This window comes from Acinetobacter lwoffii (genome assembly GCF_015602705.1).
GTDB lineage: Bacteria > Pseudomonadota > Gammaproteobacteria > Pseudomonadales > Moraxellaceae > Acinetobacter > Acinetobacter lwoffii_E.
In genome coordinates, this window is sequence record NZ_CP059081.1 from 2,367,645 (window position 1) to 2,384,374 (window position 16,730).

General features: G+C 44.0%; 15 protein-coding genes and 2 pseudogenes. 4 read left to right on the forward strand and 13 right to left on the reverse strand.

From position 1 onward, the window contains the following. The first annotated feature begins 72 nt into the window (after window positions 1-72). Together H0S56_RS11350 and H0S56_RS11355 are read left to right on the forward strand one after the other, a co-directional pair. Window positions 73-1,512, forward strand: coding sequence for a spinster family MFS transporter (locus H0S56_RS11350; protein WP_005251040.1), 1,440 nt, complete (start codon window positions 73-75; stop codon window positions 1,510-1,512). Between the two features lie 185 nt (window positions 1,513-1,697). Next, a complete protein-coding gene (locus H0S56_RS11355; protein WP_195725105.1) occupies window positions 1,698-2,633 on the forward strand; it encodes a tRNA-dihydrouridine synthase in 936 nt (311 codons plus the stop codon). A 373-nt stretch (window positions 2,634-3,006) separates the two neighbouring features. Here the strand turns inward: H0S56_RS11355 and H0S56_RS11360 are convergent, their stop codons facing one another. The 3 genes from H0S56_RS11360 to rpe form a co-directional block, all read right to left on the reverse strand. Next, on the reverse strand, window positions 3,007-3,492 hold the full coding sequence (locus H0S56_RS11360; protein ID WP_195725106.1) for a methylated-DNA--[protein]-cysteine S-methyltransferase: 486 nt from the start codon (window positions 3,490-3,492) through the stop codon (window positions 3,007-3,009). Window positions 3,493-3,564: 72 nt separating this feature from the next. Beyond that, window positions 3,565-3,882: a DMT family transporter gene (locus H0S56_RS11365; protein ID WP_004279177.1), complete on the reverse strand. Its 318-nt coding sequence runs from the start codon at window positions 3,880-3,882 to the stop codon at window positions 3,565-3,567. Window positions 3,883-4,509: 627 nt separating this feature from the next. Further along, on the reverse strand, window positions 4,510-5,196 hold the full coding sequence (rpe, locus tag H0S56_RS11370; protein ID WP_195725107.1) for a ribulose-phosphate 3-epimerase: 687 nt from the start codon (window positions 5,194-5,196) through the stop codon (window positions 4,510-4,512). 168 nt (window positions 5,197-5,364) lie between these two features. On the opposite strand from rpe, the gene H0S56_RS11375 reads away from it, so the two are divergent. Beyond that, window positions 5,365-5,643, forward strand: a complete 279-nt coding sequence (locus H0S56_RS11375) for a DUF2218 domain-containing protein (RefSeq protein ID WP_195725108.1) — start codon at window positions 5,365-5,367, stop codon at window positions 5,641-5,643. A 44-nt stretch (window positions 5,644-5,687) separates the two neighbouring features. Here H0S56_RS11375 and H0S56_RS14485 read toward each other — a convergent pair. The 9 genes and pseudogenes from H0S56_RS14485 to H0S56_RS11420 form a co-directional block, all read right to left on the reverse strand. Then, window positions 5,688-6,827, reverse strand: a pseudogene (locus tag H0S56_RS14485) (M48 family metallopeptidase). An 11-nt stretch (window positions 6,828-6,838) separates the two neighbouring features. Beyond that, window positions 6,839-7,936, reverse strand: a pseudogene (locus H0S56_RS11385) (YjgN family protein). 120 nt (window positions 7,937-8,056) lie between these two features. Beyond that, window positions 8,057-8,893: an S-formylglutathione hydrolase gene (gene fghA, locus H0S56_RS11390; RefSeq protein ID WP_195725109.1), complete on the reverse strand. Its 837-nt coding sequence runs from the start codon at window positions 8,891-8,893 to the stop codon at window positions 8,057-8,059. 39 nt (window positions 8,894-8,932) lie between these two features. Next, entirely contained in the window at window positions 8,933-10,315 is a 1,383-nt protein-coding gene (locus tag H0S56_RS11395; protein WP_004646044.1) for a C13 family peptidase, read from the reverse strand. 120 nt (window positions 10,316-10,435) lie between these two features. Continuing rightward, a complete protein-coding gene (locus tag H0S56_RS11400; RefSeq protein ID WP_406935368.1) occupies window positions 10,436-11,257 on the reverse strand; it encodes a class I SAM-dependent methyltransferase in 822 nt (273 codons plus the stop codon). Next, entirely contained in the window at window positions 11,251-12,075 is an 825-nt protein-coding gene (locus tag H0S56_RS11405; protein WP_004279167.1) for an undecaprenyl-diphosphate phosphatase, read from the reverse strand. Before H0S56_RS11405 ends, H0S56_RS11400 begins: the two co-directional genes overlap by 7 nt. Window positions 12,076-12,091: 16 nt before the next feature. Beyond that, window positions 12,092-12,757, reverse strand: coding sequence for a tRNA (adenosine(37)-N6)-threonylcarbamoyltransferase complex dimerization subunit type 1 TsaB (gene tsaB, locus H0S56_RS11410; RefSeq protein ID WP_195725110.1), 666 nt, complete (start codon window positions 12,755-12,757; stop codon window positions 12,092-12,094). Between the two features lie 136 nt (window positions 12,758-12,893). Then, window positions 12,894-13,421, reverse strand: a complete 528-nt coding sequence (locus H0S56_RS11415) for a gamma carbonic anhydrase family protein (protein WP_195726088.1) — start codon at window positions 13,419-13,421, stop codon at window positions 12,894-12,896. A gap of 24 nt (window positions 13,422-13,445) precedes the next feature. Next, window positions 13,446-14,054, reverse strand: coding sequence for an NUDIX hydrolase (locus tag H0S56_RS11420; RefSeq protein WP_195725111.1), 609 nt, complete (start codon window positions 14,052-14,054; stop codon window positions 13,446-13,448). A 123-nt stretch (window positions 14,055-14,177) separates the two neighbouring features. On the opposite strand from H0S56_RS11420, the gene H0S56_RS11425 reads away from it, so the two are divergent. Continuing rightward, window positions 14,178-14,726 carry an NUDIX hydrolase gene (locus H0S56_RS11425; RefSeq protein ID WP_171260787.1) on the forward strand — a complete coding sequence of 183 codons (549 nt, stop codon included), beginning with the start codon at window positions 14,178-14,180 and terminating at the stop codon, window positions 14,724-14,726. 59 nt (window positions 14,727-14,785) lie between these two features. On the opposite strand, the gene filF is transcribed toward H0S56_RS11425, so the two are convergent. Then, on the reverse strand, window positions 14,786-16,717 hold the full coding sequence (filF, locus tag H0S56_RS11430) for a putative pilus system protein FilF (protein ID WP_195725112.1): 1,932 nt from the start codon (window positions 16,715-16,717) through the stop codon (window positions 14,786-14,788). Between the last annotated feature and the right edge of the window lie 13 nt (window positions 16,718-16,730).

Genomic DNA, 16,730 nt, shown 5'->3' on the forward strand with positions numbered 1-16,730 from the left:
ATACAACATAAAAATAACAAGCAAATTAAAAGTATCAAATAAATATCTCAAACGATCAGCACAGGATGTTGCATGATGAATGATAAATCGCTGAACCTAGAAATGGTTGAAAGGACGATTCAACCAACAGATCAAAATTTTGAGCCTATACCGACAGAAACGGCCGTGCCGCTGTCTGAACAGATTGAACCGCCACCGGAAAGCAGCACCTATCAATGGTATGTGGTGGTCATTTGTATGGTGGCTTACATTCTGTCATTTGTAGACCGTCAAATTTTATCGCTCATGATTGAACCGATTAAAGCCGATTTAATGCTAAGCGATACCCAGTTTAGTCTATTGCAAGGTCTGGCCTTCTCCTTGTTTTATGCCATTATGGGTCTGCCCATCGCAGCATTGGCGGATCGAAAGTCCCGGATTAAAATCATTGCAACCGGGATTGCGTTTTGGAGTCTTGCCACAGCGGCTTGTGGTCTCAGTAAAAACTTTATTCAAATGTTTATTGCACGTTTGAGTGTGGGTGCCGGTGAAGCTGCGCTTTCCCCTGCCTTTTATTCAATCGTTGCCGACTTATTTCCGAAAGATAAATTAGGCCGTGCACTCGGGGTATATGCGATTGGTGCCTTTATTGGTTCGGGTTTAGCTTTCCTGATTGGCGGCTATGTGATTGGCCTGCTAAAAGATGTCAGCTTCGTGGCTTTACCGCTCATTGGTGAAGTGAAAACCTGGCAACTTACCTTTATGATTGTCGGTCTACCGGGCGTATTGCTGGCCCTACTCATGGTGCTGACGGTGCGTGAACCTGCACGTAAGGGTATGAAAGTCGGTCAGGATGGCCAAGTCATTAAAGCCTCTTTCAAAAATTCGATCGGTTTTATCAAGACACATAAAAAGACCTTCTTCTGTCATTTTATTGGTTTTTCTTTTTATACCATGATGCTGTATTCCCTACTGGGCTGGGCACCTGCCTATTACATGCGTAATTTCGGTCTAGATGCGAGTCAAACCGGTTATATCCTCGGTACGATTATTCTAGTCGCGAATACTTCGGGTGCCTTATTCTGTGGCTGGCTGATCGACTTCTTCTCGAAACGTGGCTATAGCGATGCTGCGATTCGTACCGGTGCCATTGGCTGTGCAGCGCTGATTATTCCGAGTGTGCTGTTTACTCAGGTCGATAATATGCAGCTTTCATTTGCACTGATTTTTGTGGCGATGTTCTTCTCCACTTTCCCGATTCCTGCATCGGCAGCTGCTACACAAATGCTGACACCAAACCAGCTACGCGCACAGGTATCTGCCAAGTTCCTGCTGGTTTCAAACCTGATTGCCTTAGGTGTCGGAACCACTGCAGTGGCGTTAATCACGGATAAATATTTCCAGAATACCTTAATGGTTGGTAACTCGATCTCGATCGTCAATGCGATTGCCGGATTGATTGGCTGCTTCTTGTTATACAAGGGCTGTCAGTATTATCGTGAAAGTATGAAAGTCGAAAAACTGGCTGACTAAAATGGCTGGATATCGATAAACCTTCTTAATCTTCACTTGTAAAGGCCTTTAATCCACATTAAGGGCCTTTTTATATCAGCCCAAAAAGTTCAATTTTCAGGTTCTCAGATTTCAATTCCCATCCAGCCTAGACAGGCTGCCTAAAAAAACGTATAACACCGTTTTAAATTTACAGGTGTGCACCGTTGAAACTTGTGCTTGCTCCCATGGAAGGCTTAACCGATCCGATTATGCGTGATGTGCTAACATCCGTAGGTAGCTTTGACTGGTGTGTGACCGAGTTTATCCGTGTCACCGATTCCCTTCTGCCCGATCATATTTATCATACTTACTGTCCAGAACTGTTGAATGGTGGCAAGACGGCGGCAGGTACACCAGTACATGTGCAGTTTCTGGGAAATAATCCGGAGATGCTGGCAGCGAATGCTGCCAAAGTTGCAGCCATGGGCGCACCGGCAATTGACATGAATTTTGGCTGTCCGGCCAAAACCGTGAACCGTCATCGTGGTGGTTCAGTCCTGCTCGATGAACCCGAAGTCGTGCATGAGCTGGTTAAAGCCGTGCGTGATGCAGTGCCTGCGCATATTCCGGTTTCCGCCAAAATGCGTCTGGGTTATATGGACCGTAATTTCATGCTGGAAAATGCCCATGCCATTGAAGATGCAGGAGCAGCATGGGTTACCGTTCATGCACGCACCAAAGCTGATGGCTATACTCCGCCCGCATTCTGGGACCAGCTACAACCGATTCGTGAGACACTTAAGATCAATGTGATCGCCAATGGTGAAATCTGGAACAATGCCGATGCCAAACAGTGCCGTCTGGAATCCGGTTGCGAAGATCTGATGATTGGCCGTGGTGCAGTGACTACACCCGACCTGACCCAATGTATCCGTCAAAACTCGGATGCACCTTTGATGAACTGGAATGAACTACTGCAACTGCAAATTCGTTTTATCAACGGCCCAGCCAAAACTGAGATCGGGATGGTCGGCCGTTACAAGCAATGGCTGGGCATGATGTCGAAACATTATCCTGAAGCCAAAGCATTATGGGATGAAGTAAAACGGATTAAAGTTCTGGCCGAGATTACCGAAAAACTGAAAGCTTCAAATATTTAAAACTAAAAAGCCTTTGAATCATTCAAAGGCTTTTTTATGGGCTCGTAAAAGCTTATGACTGCTTAGGCTGTTTTGAATACCACTTCGAAATAAATCCAATCACAAAGTATGAATAGATTAATTTCTACTAGCAGAACATCCATATTCTAATTTTTCATTTGTTTTAAATTTTTAGATATTAAAGTTCTTTCATAAATCATTTTTTATAATCACTACAAAGGAAATACCCTCTCCTTGTAGGAGAGGGCGAGGGAGAGGTTTTTACCCCCTCATCTCCTTGCTAAGCAGTGCTTCTTATCCCAGAGGGAGAAGGAACTTTTAATATTCATTTTAAAATGAATAGAACGATCATTTTTTGATTTATAAAAGAGATTTATGAATGCGTCCGCTCAATATTTAACAGGATTTCTTTTTTATCCAAACCACCGGCAAATCCTACCAGCTTGCCACTGCGACCAATCACCCGATGACAGGGTGCAATAATCGAAATCGGGTTTTTGCCATTGGCTGCACCCACGGCGCGTACAGCCTTGATATTACCCACCTGTTCAGCAATGTCGCGATAGCTTCGCGTCTGTCCGTAGGGAATATTCAGTAGCACCTGCCAAACCTTTTTCTGAAAATCAGTACCTGCAAAGTCCAAAGGCAGGTCAAAAACATTGCGCTGACCAGCAAAATATTCCTGAAGCTGACGTCTGGTTTCAATCAAAACCGGATGCTGCGGATCTTCAACCAAGGTCGCCAGTTTCACCCGATTCGGCTGTTCACAGTCCCAAAGCACGGCTACCAGCGCGGTTTCATTCGCGACCAGTCGTAACTGACCTACGGGAGAATCCATATAGAGATAACTTAAGTTCATGATGGCGCCCTGTCCCAATCACTGAGTTCATTTTCTATATTAACCCAGTTCACCGAGACAGGCAGAAACAAATTATGAAGATGATACTTTCATCAGCACCAGACCGGAAATGATGAGTACGGCAGCCAGCATACGCAACGCTGTAGCGGGTTCACCCAAAACCCAAATACCGATGAGAAATGAACCCACTGCACCAATCCCGGTCCAGATCGTATAGGCTGTACCTAGCGGCAAAGTACGCATCGCATAAGCCAGTAAAGCAAAACTCAGTACCATGAAGACAATGGTAATAATACTTGGGGTAAGTCTGGTAAATCCTTCAGACAGCTTCATCGAATATGCCCAAACGATTTCAAAAATACCCGCAAGAATAAGTACGATCCAGGCCATGCAACCTCCTCCTTTTATATAAGAATCAGGCCGTCCTGACGATTTTTCCTGTAAATTCCGATACGTAATTCACAAGGGAGGTCGTTCCTCCTAGGTGTAAAAATTTGATAAAACCGCGTTTCAGCAATCTGGCTATTTTTACAAAATATCACTTATCGAGATACAACTTAACTTTGTCTTACTCAAATCTTCACGACATTCATGGCTACTCTGGTTATGGTAGATTTTGAAAATGCCAAGTCAGAAATAGTTCTAATAATCGGGCAATTCATTCACAACAATTAGATGAGAATGGACTCAGAATATTAAGTTATACACATCAATTAAATTTAAACTTTGTCTGGAGTAATTACATAATGAAACACAAATATGCGAGACATTGATCATTTTTTACTTGGTTGAATTATTAACTCTTGATTAACAAATAACCACTAAACACAAGGGTTATATGTAATAAAAAAGAACCCAATTTGAGTTCTTTTTATACAGATTTTGTCTAAATCGCAATCAATCAGGCTATAAATGATTACATTTTATGCAACATATCCATATGGTTATCAACATAGATATCTACACACTTATCCATAAAGTTATCCACATATTTATGCACTTATGAGTTTTTAACGATTACAATTGAACCTGTCCCACTCTCGCTAATTCCGCACGCATTTCATCAATCACAGCTTTATAATCCGGCTTGCCAAAAATAGCTGAACCCGCCACAAACATATCGGCACCCGCTTCGGCAATTTCACGAATATTGCTTGGCGTAACACCGCCATCAACTTCCAGACGAATATCACGACCTGAAGCATCAATCAGTTTGCGTGCCTGACGCAATTTATCCAAAGTCATTGGAATAAATTTCTGTCCGCCAAAACCCGGGTTCACGCTCATGAGCAAAATTTGATCGACTTTATCCAGTACATAATCCAGATAATGCAGTGGCGTTGCTGGGTTAAATACTAAGCCCGCTTTGGCACCACCTGATTTAATCAACTGTAAAGAACGGTCAATATGATCAGACGCTTCCGGATGGAAAGTAATGATATCAGCACCCGCTTCAAGGAAATCTCCGATCATGCGATCTACCGGCTTAACCATCAAATGCACATCAATTGGCGCCTTAATCCCATAATTTTTCAAGGCCTTGCAAATACCCGCACCAAAAGTCAGGTTCGGCACATAATGGTTATCCATGACATCAAAATGGACAACGTCTGCACCTGCTTCCAACACGTTCTCGACTTCTTCACCTAAACGGGCAAAGTCAGCAGATAAAATAGAAGGGGCAATTAAATAAGGCTTGGACATGGGAGAACCTGGCTTGTTGAAATTGGATTTTTCCCATTATATCAAATCCGCTCCGGCTACTGTGATTCGATGTTGCAAGATTAAAACGCTGTGTAACGCTTTGAGGCTTATGCCGGCATCACCGCTTGGTTTAAAGTGCAGGATAATGATGAATAGTGTAGAAAACTGATGAAAAGTATTGCCCATATCCAGACGCAACAAGCAGCACGAATTGCCAAACGCCTGGCCAATCACTGGAAACATAAATTTAATATTGATGAAACCGAACAAAATTTCCTGATTCATTTTCCAAATGCTGAAGTGAGTCTGACACCCGAGGCGGATCATCTAACCGTAACGATTCAAAGCACAGATGAATCTACTGACCTGAATAAATTTGAAAATGTGGTTCTGGATCATCTGATCCGTATGGGACAGGAAAATCTGACTGCCGACTGGCAAAGATAGAAACTAAAAAGCCTTGATGATCAAGGCATAGCAATGATCAGAAACTAAATACGATGATTCGCTTGTTCATTAAAGGCATGAATACGCTCAATTCTTTTATCCAGTTCGGGATGTGATTCCAGATATTTTTTAAACTTCCCGATCAGGCGAATCCATTTCAGTTCGGTTTCTGTCAGGTGCCGGTCTTTTCCATCAATATTCAGGGTGAAATTTTTCATTTTTAAGGTTTGCGATTCCTCTGCCAGTATTCTGGCATTTTCCACCCGCTGCAAAAAGTTAGACAAGTGAATACTGGAAATCTGCTGTTGATGCAAATGCTGCATGGCATAGTCATCGGCATCCAGTTCAATCGCCTGCGAATATCCAGCATCGGTCAGGACCACTACAGATGCGGTGACCACATCACTTAAATCTCCAGTCACCAAGGCAAACAGTCCCGCCGCACCCAGATTAAAAATCACTTTTTACATGCTATGTTTTTGTACCAGATGGCCTTGTTCGTGGGCCAGTACTGCAAGGACTTCTTCATCGGTGCCGCTGATTTTCACCAGTTCATCAGTCACAATAATGGTGTTATTCGGGATGGCTGCGGCATTCATGCCCATGCTTGATCCACCTTGACGGAAAATAATCTTTGCCGGTGGTCCAACGGCAATCTTTTGTTCATACAAAGTTTTTAATCGCGTCTGTTGTTCTGCCGGGAGTGTACTTGGCTGGGTCTGGGCAATTAACTGCTGCTCTGTCCGGTTGCCTACTTCAACCAGAGTCTGCTCCGGAAGGAGTTTTGCCAGCTGTTTGGCGCTATAAGGAATCCCCCATTTTAAAATAATAATCACTGCACTAATCACGATGATCATGGAAAAGAAAATTAGGATCGGTGAACGTTCAAACTTCCAGATTGCATGATAAATATCTTTATGTTTAATCCCGAGCCAATGTGGCGCTTTGCTTAAAAACTCAATCCGACGCTCTTCAGGCAGCTCAATAATCGGTTTACGACCACCGACACCACCAATGTAGGCCATGTCCGGATAAGAAAAATAAAAATCTGCATCGCTAACTTGTGCTGGAACATCCTCATCAAGTTTCAGAGCAATCCCTTGTTGCTGATCAGGGACAATCCATGCACGCTGGGCTTCAGCCAAAACCCCATCATAAAATCTGACTTCAACAGGTCGCTTCATCCTACTTGCCCCTATAACGATGCATCGAAATCAAATACGTCCAGGATTTCATCGGCCAAAGCACTCGGGTCAGGTTGCAAGATATGCTCAAGATTGGTTTCATCTTCAGCCACATATAGTTCTAAGTGTTTTAACTGATATTCATATAAACGGATGGCAGCCCAAGGCGTCATTAAGCCCAGACTAAGAACACGCACTATCCAGTTGCTCAGCACAATCCAGCTATAACGCCAGGTAGTTACCCGTGTTTTGAAGTAACTTTGACCAAGCTCCACATGATTCCAGGTAATAAGTTATAAACGTGCAGAAATAATCGGCCAGACCAGCACCAGACAAAGCAGATAACTCAGCAGTAAACCCAGACTAAACAAATTGGTCCCTATCCGGTCCACCCAGTACACCACTGCTGCAAGCCAGCCAATACCAACCAGCAGGCAAAGACCCAAGGGCAGATAAACGGCAGACATAAACTTGGACCAGTTAATATTCAGCCTGAATTGCAACTGACCAATCGATAAATGATTAAAGCAATAGCGTTTATAGAGCCAGATCATCACTGGACTAAACAGCAGCAAAGTAAAGATATTGATCAGGATGGCCAGAAATAAGACCCTGTAAGCCTCGCGGTTGCTGCCATTAAAATAAAAGCGCACATTGCCATATTTGCTATTTCGGGCCTTGAATTTCAAGGTCATCCGACTGAGCCAGGGCAAACACAGCGCAGCGACCATCAATAAAGAACTGGTAGCGAGGATTGAATAGTTGGTCAGTACGACGGTAACCAGATATAGTTCCAGTGCAAACAGACGACCCAGCAAGATCCGGCTGGGCATGGCCACAAAGTCGAAGCGATGGTTTAAAAATTGGGTATTGCCGTAGAAATAACGCATACGGCGTGCCTTGGCCCAAGGGCTGTACAAGGTCAATGTCACTATGGTCAGCATCAGATTCACCATCCAGATACCAAAATATTCGGATGCACTGCCATGAAATCTGAATCCATATCGCTGATATTTCGGTCTGACCGAAGGCATGGCTTCAGTCGAAAAACTTGAAGCAGCTGGAAATAATGACTCACTGACACGAATACCGTCTGCTGTCTGCTGCATGACGACCCCAATTTTTTATACTTTTATACATCTGATATTAAAAGAAAAACCCCCAGAATGTAAAAACATTTTGGAGGTTTTTTAATCTTTTTGGCTTTGCTACATATCTGCAGTCCTACTTTAAGGATTTAACTGCACGGCATGGAATTGCAAATGGTCATCTACGAAACTTTGAATAAAGTAATAACCATGATCATAGCCCTGATGTTCACGCAAAGTTAGCGGCTGGTTGACGGCATCACAAGCTTGCTGAAACAAGGCTGGATTAAGCTGACTATAGAACTGATCCGAAAAACCCTGATCAATCAGGATATCGCTAAATAAGGCGCCCTTTTCCTGAACCAAAGCGGTTGCATCATGTTCGAGCCATTCTTTTTTTTCAGTACCCAGATAATTTGAGAATGCTTTGTCTCCCCAAGGACACTGGCTCGGGGCACAAATCGGTGCAAAGGCTGAAACAGATTTGAATTTTTCTGGATATTTAAATGCCAGAGTCAATGCGCCATGACCACCCATACTGTGGCCGAAGATACCGATCTTGCCGGGATGGATCACGAATTCCTCAGTGACCAGTGCGTAAAGCTCATCGACAATAAAGCTTTCCATCTGATAGTGTTCAGCCCACGGTGCCTGGGTAGCATTGATATAAAAACCCGCACCCTGACCAATATCCCAGTTGTCGCCTTCTGCCACACCTTCGCCACGCGGCGAAGTATCTGGTGTAATCAGGATCAAGCCAAGCTGTGCCGCCAAACGCTGTGCATGTGCCTTGATGGCAAAGGTTTCTTCGGTACAGGTCAAACCCGCCAAATAGAATAAAGCAGGACAGCTGTGACCTTCTAAAGCTTGAGGCGGCAGGAAAATGCCAAACTTGGTCGGGGATTTAAGATAGCGTGAATCAAAACGATAAATCCGCTGTTCACCTTCAAAGCTTCTATTGTTTTGTATAAGTTCCATGGCTATTCCTTATTATTGCAACCGGTCTGTGGATGACATCTAGGGAGATGGTGTCGCCGTACTGGTCTGTGGAAATAAACGTTGCTCCAGTTGTGGCAACATCAATTCCATATTCTTGCCGATGACCCATTGCGGTTCTGATGGCTCAAAGCCTTGAGCCGATTCCCATTTTGCTACAGTATCTGTGGCCTGTGCGAAAGCGCTTTGCAAGCTGCTATTTTCACGCATGGCTTCATCAAAGAACGCACGACCAAAATAGGTATAATCCGCTTCATTCGAACAGCCAAAAGACTGCCGATCAGCTGCCGAAGCCGTAATCACCAAGGTATTGTCATTCTGTAAAGCAGAAGCAAAACTGCCTGAAAAACAGGCCGAGATTACGATCACGCGCCAACGTATGCCTGATGCATCTAGTGTTTCACGCAACCATTTTGGATCAACCTGCGCCAGATCCAGTGGGGCATTTTCCATTTCAAATACATTCGGCAAACCGTGAGAGGTCATATATAAAAATAATACGTCACTTTCACGGTTCATCTGCTGCCCCATACGGCGCAATGTCAGCTCCATACTGGTTTTGGAAGCAATCGGCATAGTGGTACGTGTCGCTGGGTGATTGACCAAGGCAATCGATCGGCCAAAAGTACCAAAACGGGTATCAAACTGCTCTTTAATCCGCTCAACTTCAGAATGGAATACATCCTGATAGCTCGCTCCGGCTACCCCCATGAAATACCAGTGTGACTGTGCAAATTCACCATACTCGATATTTTCCAGCGCTTTATTCAGCAAAGTTGGCTGGGCATAGAAAGCATCTTCGGCAAAACTCGGTGGAATTTCTTCGACTTTCCAGATCGGCTGATCTTTGACTGAAATCTGCCAAACTACTAGCGTAAACAAAGTCGCCAGCATAATCAGCGCACGTTCCCACCACGGCCATTTTAATTCACGTGAAATCACCCAGACCACTGCCAGACTTTGCCAGACAAACAGCATGACAAAGAGCGTTGGAATATAGTCGTAAAGGATATAAGGCAGATAATCCAGATCACCCAGATACTGAATCAGACACTGGAACAGCATGATATGGGTATCTAACACCAACCATAACAAGGCTGGCACCAGCATCAAGCGTGGATTATTGACCCGTTGCGAAAGAAAAATACCGACAATCAGGGCAATGAAAGGCCAAAGTGCATAACTGATCAGACCTTGAGAGTTAAAATCTCCCATACGGCCTGAACTGAGCCAGCTAAACAAACTGTTGGCGCAGCCACCCAAAATCCCCCAGAACACCAATTGCATGATGGATGGACGGACCAGTTGTAAAGAACGCCTCGACCCCAGAAATAACCACATCCCGGCAATTTGGTTGCTCTTAAAATCGTGCCAAAAATTAATGGAGGGTTTAAAGTCGATCATAGGATTTCAAGGAGATGAGTGGCTCGCTAATGTGCTGAATAAGTTTATGCTTGATAAGTATTTAATCAATGCTAATTTTAAATATATAACAAATCTTTGCTTAATAAAGAAGCCATTATCCTATTCAGCTACAAGTTCATGCTGAAAATACGCATCAAAGCGACAAGCATCGCCTTGCCATTGATGATTTGGCTCTTTTCCAGCCAGAAATACCGCGAGACGCGGACGTTTGACCACAACACGTTTGCCAATTTTCTGTGCCAGTTCCAGTAAGTTGTCGCCCAGATCCATTTCACCATCTTCAGGCAATAACATATGCAACAGCTGCATCTGTTTTTTCACTTGCGACTGTTTCTTGACTGCCTGCTGGTTTTGGTCACGCTGCGGAAACATCGGATCAAGATAAACCACATCAACAATCTGTTGCTGCTGGGCCTGTTGCTGCAAATAATCGGCTGAATCTGAAAAGACTAGTTGAATCCGTGATACGACCTGACTCAGGAATGCATCCGACTGGGCACGGGTATGCGTATCTTCAAGCAAGGTAAACAGAATCGGATGCCGTTCAACCAAGATGACCTGCGCGCCTAAATGTGCCATCAACAGACTGTCATGCCCCAGACCCGCGGTAGCATCGACTAAGCTTGGTTTTTCACTTAAATTACAGGCGCGTGCAATCATTTCCGATTTCAAAGATGCGCGTTTTAAGCGTCCGGTTTCCGCCTGCCAGTCCGGTTGCATCTTCATGCCGTTGGCACATAACCAGAGTCCGTCAGCATCGGCACAAAGGGCCAGTTCAGGATTTAAACGGAAAAAACGTGCATTGAGTTTTTCAACAGTTTCAATTTCAACCTGCACCCCACGAGAAGAAAGCACAGCCTCGAAGTGCTGTGCTTTCTCTTGATAGTCAGATTCGGCATATAAGCGAATCGCGCTTACCATAATTTCCAACCTGTATAGGCAAATAATAAAATCAGCAGACCCGAAGCAATACGATACCAGGCAAAGATCATAAAGTCGCGTTTGGCCACGTAAGCGACCAGCGCACGGATTAATATCAATGCCGAGATAAAGGAAACCAGAAGCCCAACTCCGATCACGGTCCAGTCTTCAGTCGTATTTAAGACATCATAGCTTTGATAAAGGTCCAGCAGGCCAGCGCCGATAATGACCGGAATACCCAAGAAAAATGAGAATTCAGTCGCTGCCTTACGGGACACACCGAGGAACATCGCACCGATAATGGTTGCGCCTGAACGGGAAGTACCCGGAATTAAGGATAAAACCTGAATCAGGCCAATCCAGATCGCATCTCTAATGCTGAGTTCTTCAACTTCATGGACACGGACTTGCGGTGGATTCTTTTCAATCCAGATAATGATCAAACCACCGACGATCAAACCAATGGCAATGGCAATATCATTAAACAGTAATTGTTTGACGGTTTGTCCCAGAGTCAGACCAATCAATATAATCGGAATAGAAGCCAGAATCAGGCCAATGCCTAAACGGCGACCTTGTGGTTCACCGCTGACAATCCCGGTCGCTGCCCCCCAAAGACGTGCCCAATATTCATAAATAACGGCAGCAATTGCCCCCATCTGGATCGCGATGACGAATACATCACTCTTTTCCTTGGTCCAGAAATTCATTAATTCTGATGCCAAAATCAAATGGCCGGTACTGGAAATAGGCAAAAACTCAGTAATGCCTTCGATAATACCCATGATGGCCGCTTTGAGTAGCAGTAAAAGATCCATGCTTTATCCTAATTAATTATGCTTTGCCTTGTTCTGGAATTTTTTTCCACGCGTTATCGCGTAAATATACGGGTAATGCCAATTCTGCACTCACCCAGTTTTCTGCTTGTGCCGCTGCACGTGCAATGCTGGCAATATCCTGTGCAGTCGCATGCACATCTTTATAAATTGAAGTTTCGCTTTGTACCAGTTCAGCACCCGAACCGACCGGGATAAAGCACACAGCTTGGCTGCCTTCTGCATAACTTAATAGTTGTTCTTCATCGACCGGTTGCATAATCCCTTGTGCATCCAGTTGATAGCTCGCGATATAGACTTCGCTCATGCGGGCATCCAATACCGCAGACACTTCCTTGAGGCCGTGTAAACGATAGGCTGCTTGTGCCAAAGCCTGCAAAGTTGACACCGGAATTACCGGCACATCATTTGACCAGGCCAAGGCCTGAGTCACGGCAGCATTAATACGCACACCGCTAAAAGAACCCGGACCACGACTAAAGGCAATCGCGGTCAAATCAGCAATGGCCAGCCCAAGATCTTGCAGACCTTGTTCAATCATCGGGAGAATCGTTTGCGTTTGTGCCTTGGCGCGCGCATCAAGCTGAAAAAATAGTTCTTGAGTATCATCGATTACAGAAACGGAACACTGCTCATTGGCAGTCTCCAATGCCAGCACTTTCATGCACAACCTTAATTCAGAGAATATAAAAAACGCGGATATGATACTCCACTCATATCCGCTACGCGAGATTTTCCCGAAACAGATACAAAAATGCCTAGAAAATCTAGGCTTATGATTCAATCAATAAAAGAGTGCCTTAGAGTAGCACTTCTTCCAAATCCTGAAATTTCTGAAAATGCTCGGCATAATGCATGGCGCTCATTGTTAATTTTTGAATACTGTCATCATCCAGCATTTTCACCACTTTACCGGGTGAGCCCATCACCACTGAATTATCTGGAATGATCTTGCCTTCCGGAATCAAGGCATTGGCACCAATAATACAATTCTTGCCAATCACGGCATTGTTTAGAATGACTGCTTGAATCCCGATCAGGCTGTTATCGCCAATGGTACAACCATGTAGCATGGCCTGATGCCCAATCGTTACATAATTACCGATCTGCATCTCAATGCCGGCATCCGTATGCAGCACTGCATTTTCCTGCACATTGCTAAAGTCACCCAATTTAATTTTACTGTTATCTGCGCGCACTATAGCACCGAACCAGACACTGACTTGGCGTCCAAGCTCAACTTGTCCAATCACTGTGGCCGTCGGTGCCACCCAGCCATCCCAGGGCTGATGTATAGCGGTAGGTAAGTGTCCCTGAAATTTGTACAACATTGATAAAATCCTATTCAATGGTTAAAAAAATTTGGAGCGTTTAAACGTTGGAGAATTAAGCAAGAATGGCCAGTCTTTTTTATAATCCAGCCCATATTGAAATAAAGAAATCAACATACGTGCGGTCAAGCCCCAAACCACTTCATTTTCTATCCGCATACTCGGAAAATATAAAGATTGCTGAGCAAAGCGAACTTCATAAGGTGTGGGCGTCACTTCAAGTAAATGCTGCAATGAGGCAAAGAAAATCCGGTCGATTTCCGTCGGTTGTGGAATCAGCTTCACTTGCGGAGGAATCAGTCCCACAATCGGTTTGACCAGCATGCCATTGCGGGCTTTTTGCATCGGTAAATCACCCATTAAATGTACATCAAAAGGATTGAGAGCCGTTTCCTCATAGGCTTCCCTTAAAGCCACCACAATATTACTGGTATCTTGCGGATCGCGCTTGCCACCCGGAAATGAGACTTCTCCGGCATGATTATTCAAATAAGCTGAACGGCGTGTCAGCAATACTTTCGGGTCAGCTTCATCTGTAATTGCAATCAACACGGCAGCATGTGCAGATCGGATACGCCTGGAAAAACGTAAGCGTTGCTGCAACCTTTGTGTCAATTCACATGCATCCATTCTTTCAACCCTGACGATGATCATAATTTCATCATAGCTGATTTTAGCCGGGGCGGGAGAGAAATGATGCCAAATTTTGCTTTTTCAGTTATCCTGAGCATACTTTTATCATTGATGATGAATATGAACTTCTGTGTGAATTGTGGACATAAAACCACTGCTAAAATTCCTTTGGGCGATCAGCAAATTCGCAGCGTATGTGATTCATGCGGCTCTATTCATTATATTAATCCGAAAGTGATTTGTGGCACTTTAGTCCTGTTCGAAAACAAAGTACTGTTGTGCCGTCGTGCCATTGAACCACGCTATGGCTTATGGACTTTACCTGCCGGCTATATGGAACTGTTTGAAACCATGGAGCAAGGGGCTGCCCGGGAAACCCGCGAAGAAGCCGAAGCTGAAGTAGACATTGAACAGTTGTACTGTATGTATAACATTCCACGTATTGGTCAGATTTATGTGCTATTTAAAGCCAATCTGATTGATGGAAAATTTGGTGCGGGTGAAGAGACCATCGAAACACGTTTATTTGATGAAGCAGATATTCCCTGGACCGAACTAGCCTTCCCGAGTGTAGAACACACCCTCAGACATTATTTTGAAGATCGTAAAAGCAACACTTTCCCAATGCATCTGGAAACCTTAGGCACACGTCTAGACCACACGGGTTAAATCTAATCTGTATAAAAAATCCCATACTAAGATGGGATTTTTTTTATTTCTAAGGAATATTATTTAGCTTTGACTTGATAGCAATCCGCGAGTTTAAACTCAACCGAACCACCGTTTAATTTTGCCAGGCTAATATCTGCCGGTGTTTCACCCTCATTGTTATTATTATAAACTTTTTGAAAACTCGCATAGGTATTGGCCCATTGTACCCCATCCCCTGCCGAATTCAGGAAAGTTACACGCCCATTCTGGCCCACATTAGTATCCAACACATTAGACAAATTGAGCAGCGCACCACCGATCACAATCGAATCCCTAGAATCCGGTGAAGACTGGATGCGTGAGTCTACCCCTACCAATGCGCCATTGATATTACCAAACTTTTCATTGGCCAAAATCAGGCGCATGGAAACCGCTTTATCAGCGACAAATGCACGTCCCAAAGTTCCAAGGCGATATTGTGGTATGCCTTGATGATCTAAGAGCGTATCTGCCAACACATCGCCTTGACAGCCATTCACCGGATCAGTCGCGAAATTGCTGGAAGATTGCATATTGGTGCGTACATCACCATTACTGTCAATTACAATTCCTAAAGTAATTGGGCTGACAGTGGTATCTGTAAATTTAAATTCCAGATTGGCATACATTGGGAAAATGTATTTCTCTCCATCTGCGACGTTCTGCGCTGTTTTAAAGACCTGACGATCCAGATAACTAATCGGGAAAATCTTATAGAGATCAATGCTTCCTGTATAGTTTTCACCATCGGCCTGCAAACGCCATAACCCCAAGTTGGCTTGATCGGAAGTATCCAGCGATTTTTTGTCAGTCACCACCTTATAGAAAGCTTCTTTACCCGCGATCACATAATCATTCAATAATCTGCCTTGATACAACTCAAGCGGAGTCGCATTATTTGCAACATTCAAGCGGTAAGGCGTGTTAATGGTTTTACTGGTTGGATGAATCCATGAACTTTGCGGATCAGCGGTCATTTGTACCGGTTTCACCTTACGGATAAGTTGAGCATTAATCCCCCCTAAGGAAGATAAATTTTCTTTAGCCAATGTTAACTGGGTATCACGCCATTGTAAGCCACTGCCAAAGGTATAGCCCTGGCGATCGGTAATCAGCATAAAATGGCCAAATAAATATTTAGTATTCTTATTTTTAATATCACAAGGGTTTTGATTACAGCCCACTAGTCCATCCGAACCGGTCAGGTTACTACCAATTACGCCTGAAGTTGAGAATAATGAAAATTCTGGCTGATACACGGCTGCGTTGGCAATCGTTACCAGTTTTTTAACAGTGGCAAAAGCCACCTCATCCGAAATTGTGCTGATATCAACAAAATCTTTAATTTTGGTCGCCAAATCGGCATCCATCAGATTGATATTCTCACTGGTTTTCGCCAGGTCTTTACGCATCTCTTCAGTAATATACAAAGGTTGTACATCAGATGGATTAATAATACGCCCTTCTTCTAACGCCAAAGCTTGCAGAATTTTAACCAGACGCATGGCCACCTGAACGGTAGGATCATTAGGCACCAAATCACCTACCGGACGTCGAGCAATCCCAGTTGCAATATCGATTACACTTAAACGCGGCAGCTGGGTCTGGGCACTAAAACTGGCATAATCGCTGAGTTTAATCTGACCTAAATTAATCTTGCGCGAAGCAAAACTTTGAATATAAAACTCAATATTATCCGTCTTTTGACAGGTTCCAGAAGCAACCCCATTTTTACTATCAAATAACGTAATAAAGGTATTTTCTGTATCGCTACTACAGTTAAAGTTCAAACCATCGAGCGGATATTCCAGCCCCCATTCCACACAGTTAGTTGTACCTGGGGTACAAGTACCATTGGTCGTGGCTTCATCGTTTTTTTCTGGAATGACATTGGCACTTTCCCCACCACACCCGCTCAGTGCCGTTAAAAGTGTGGTTAAAGCAAATGGAAATAATATTTTATTTTTCATCTTTTTGTACTCG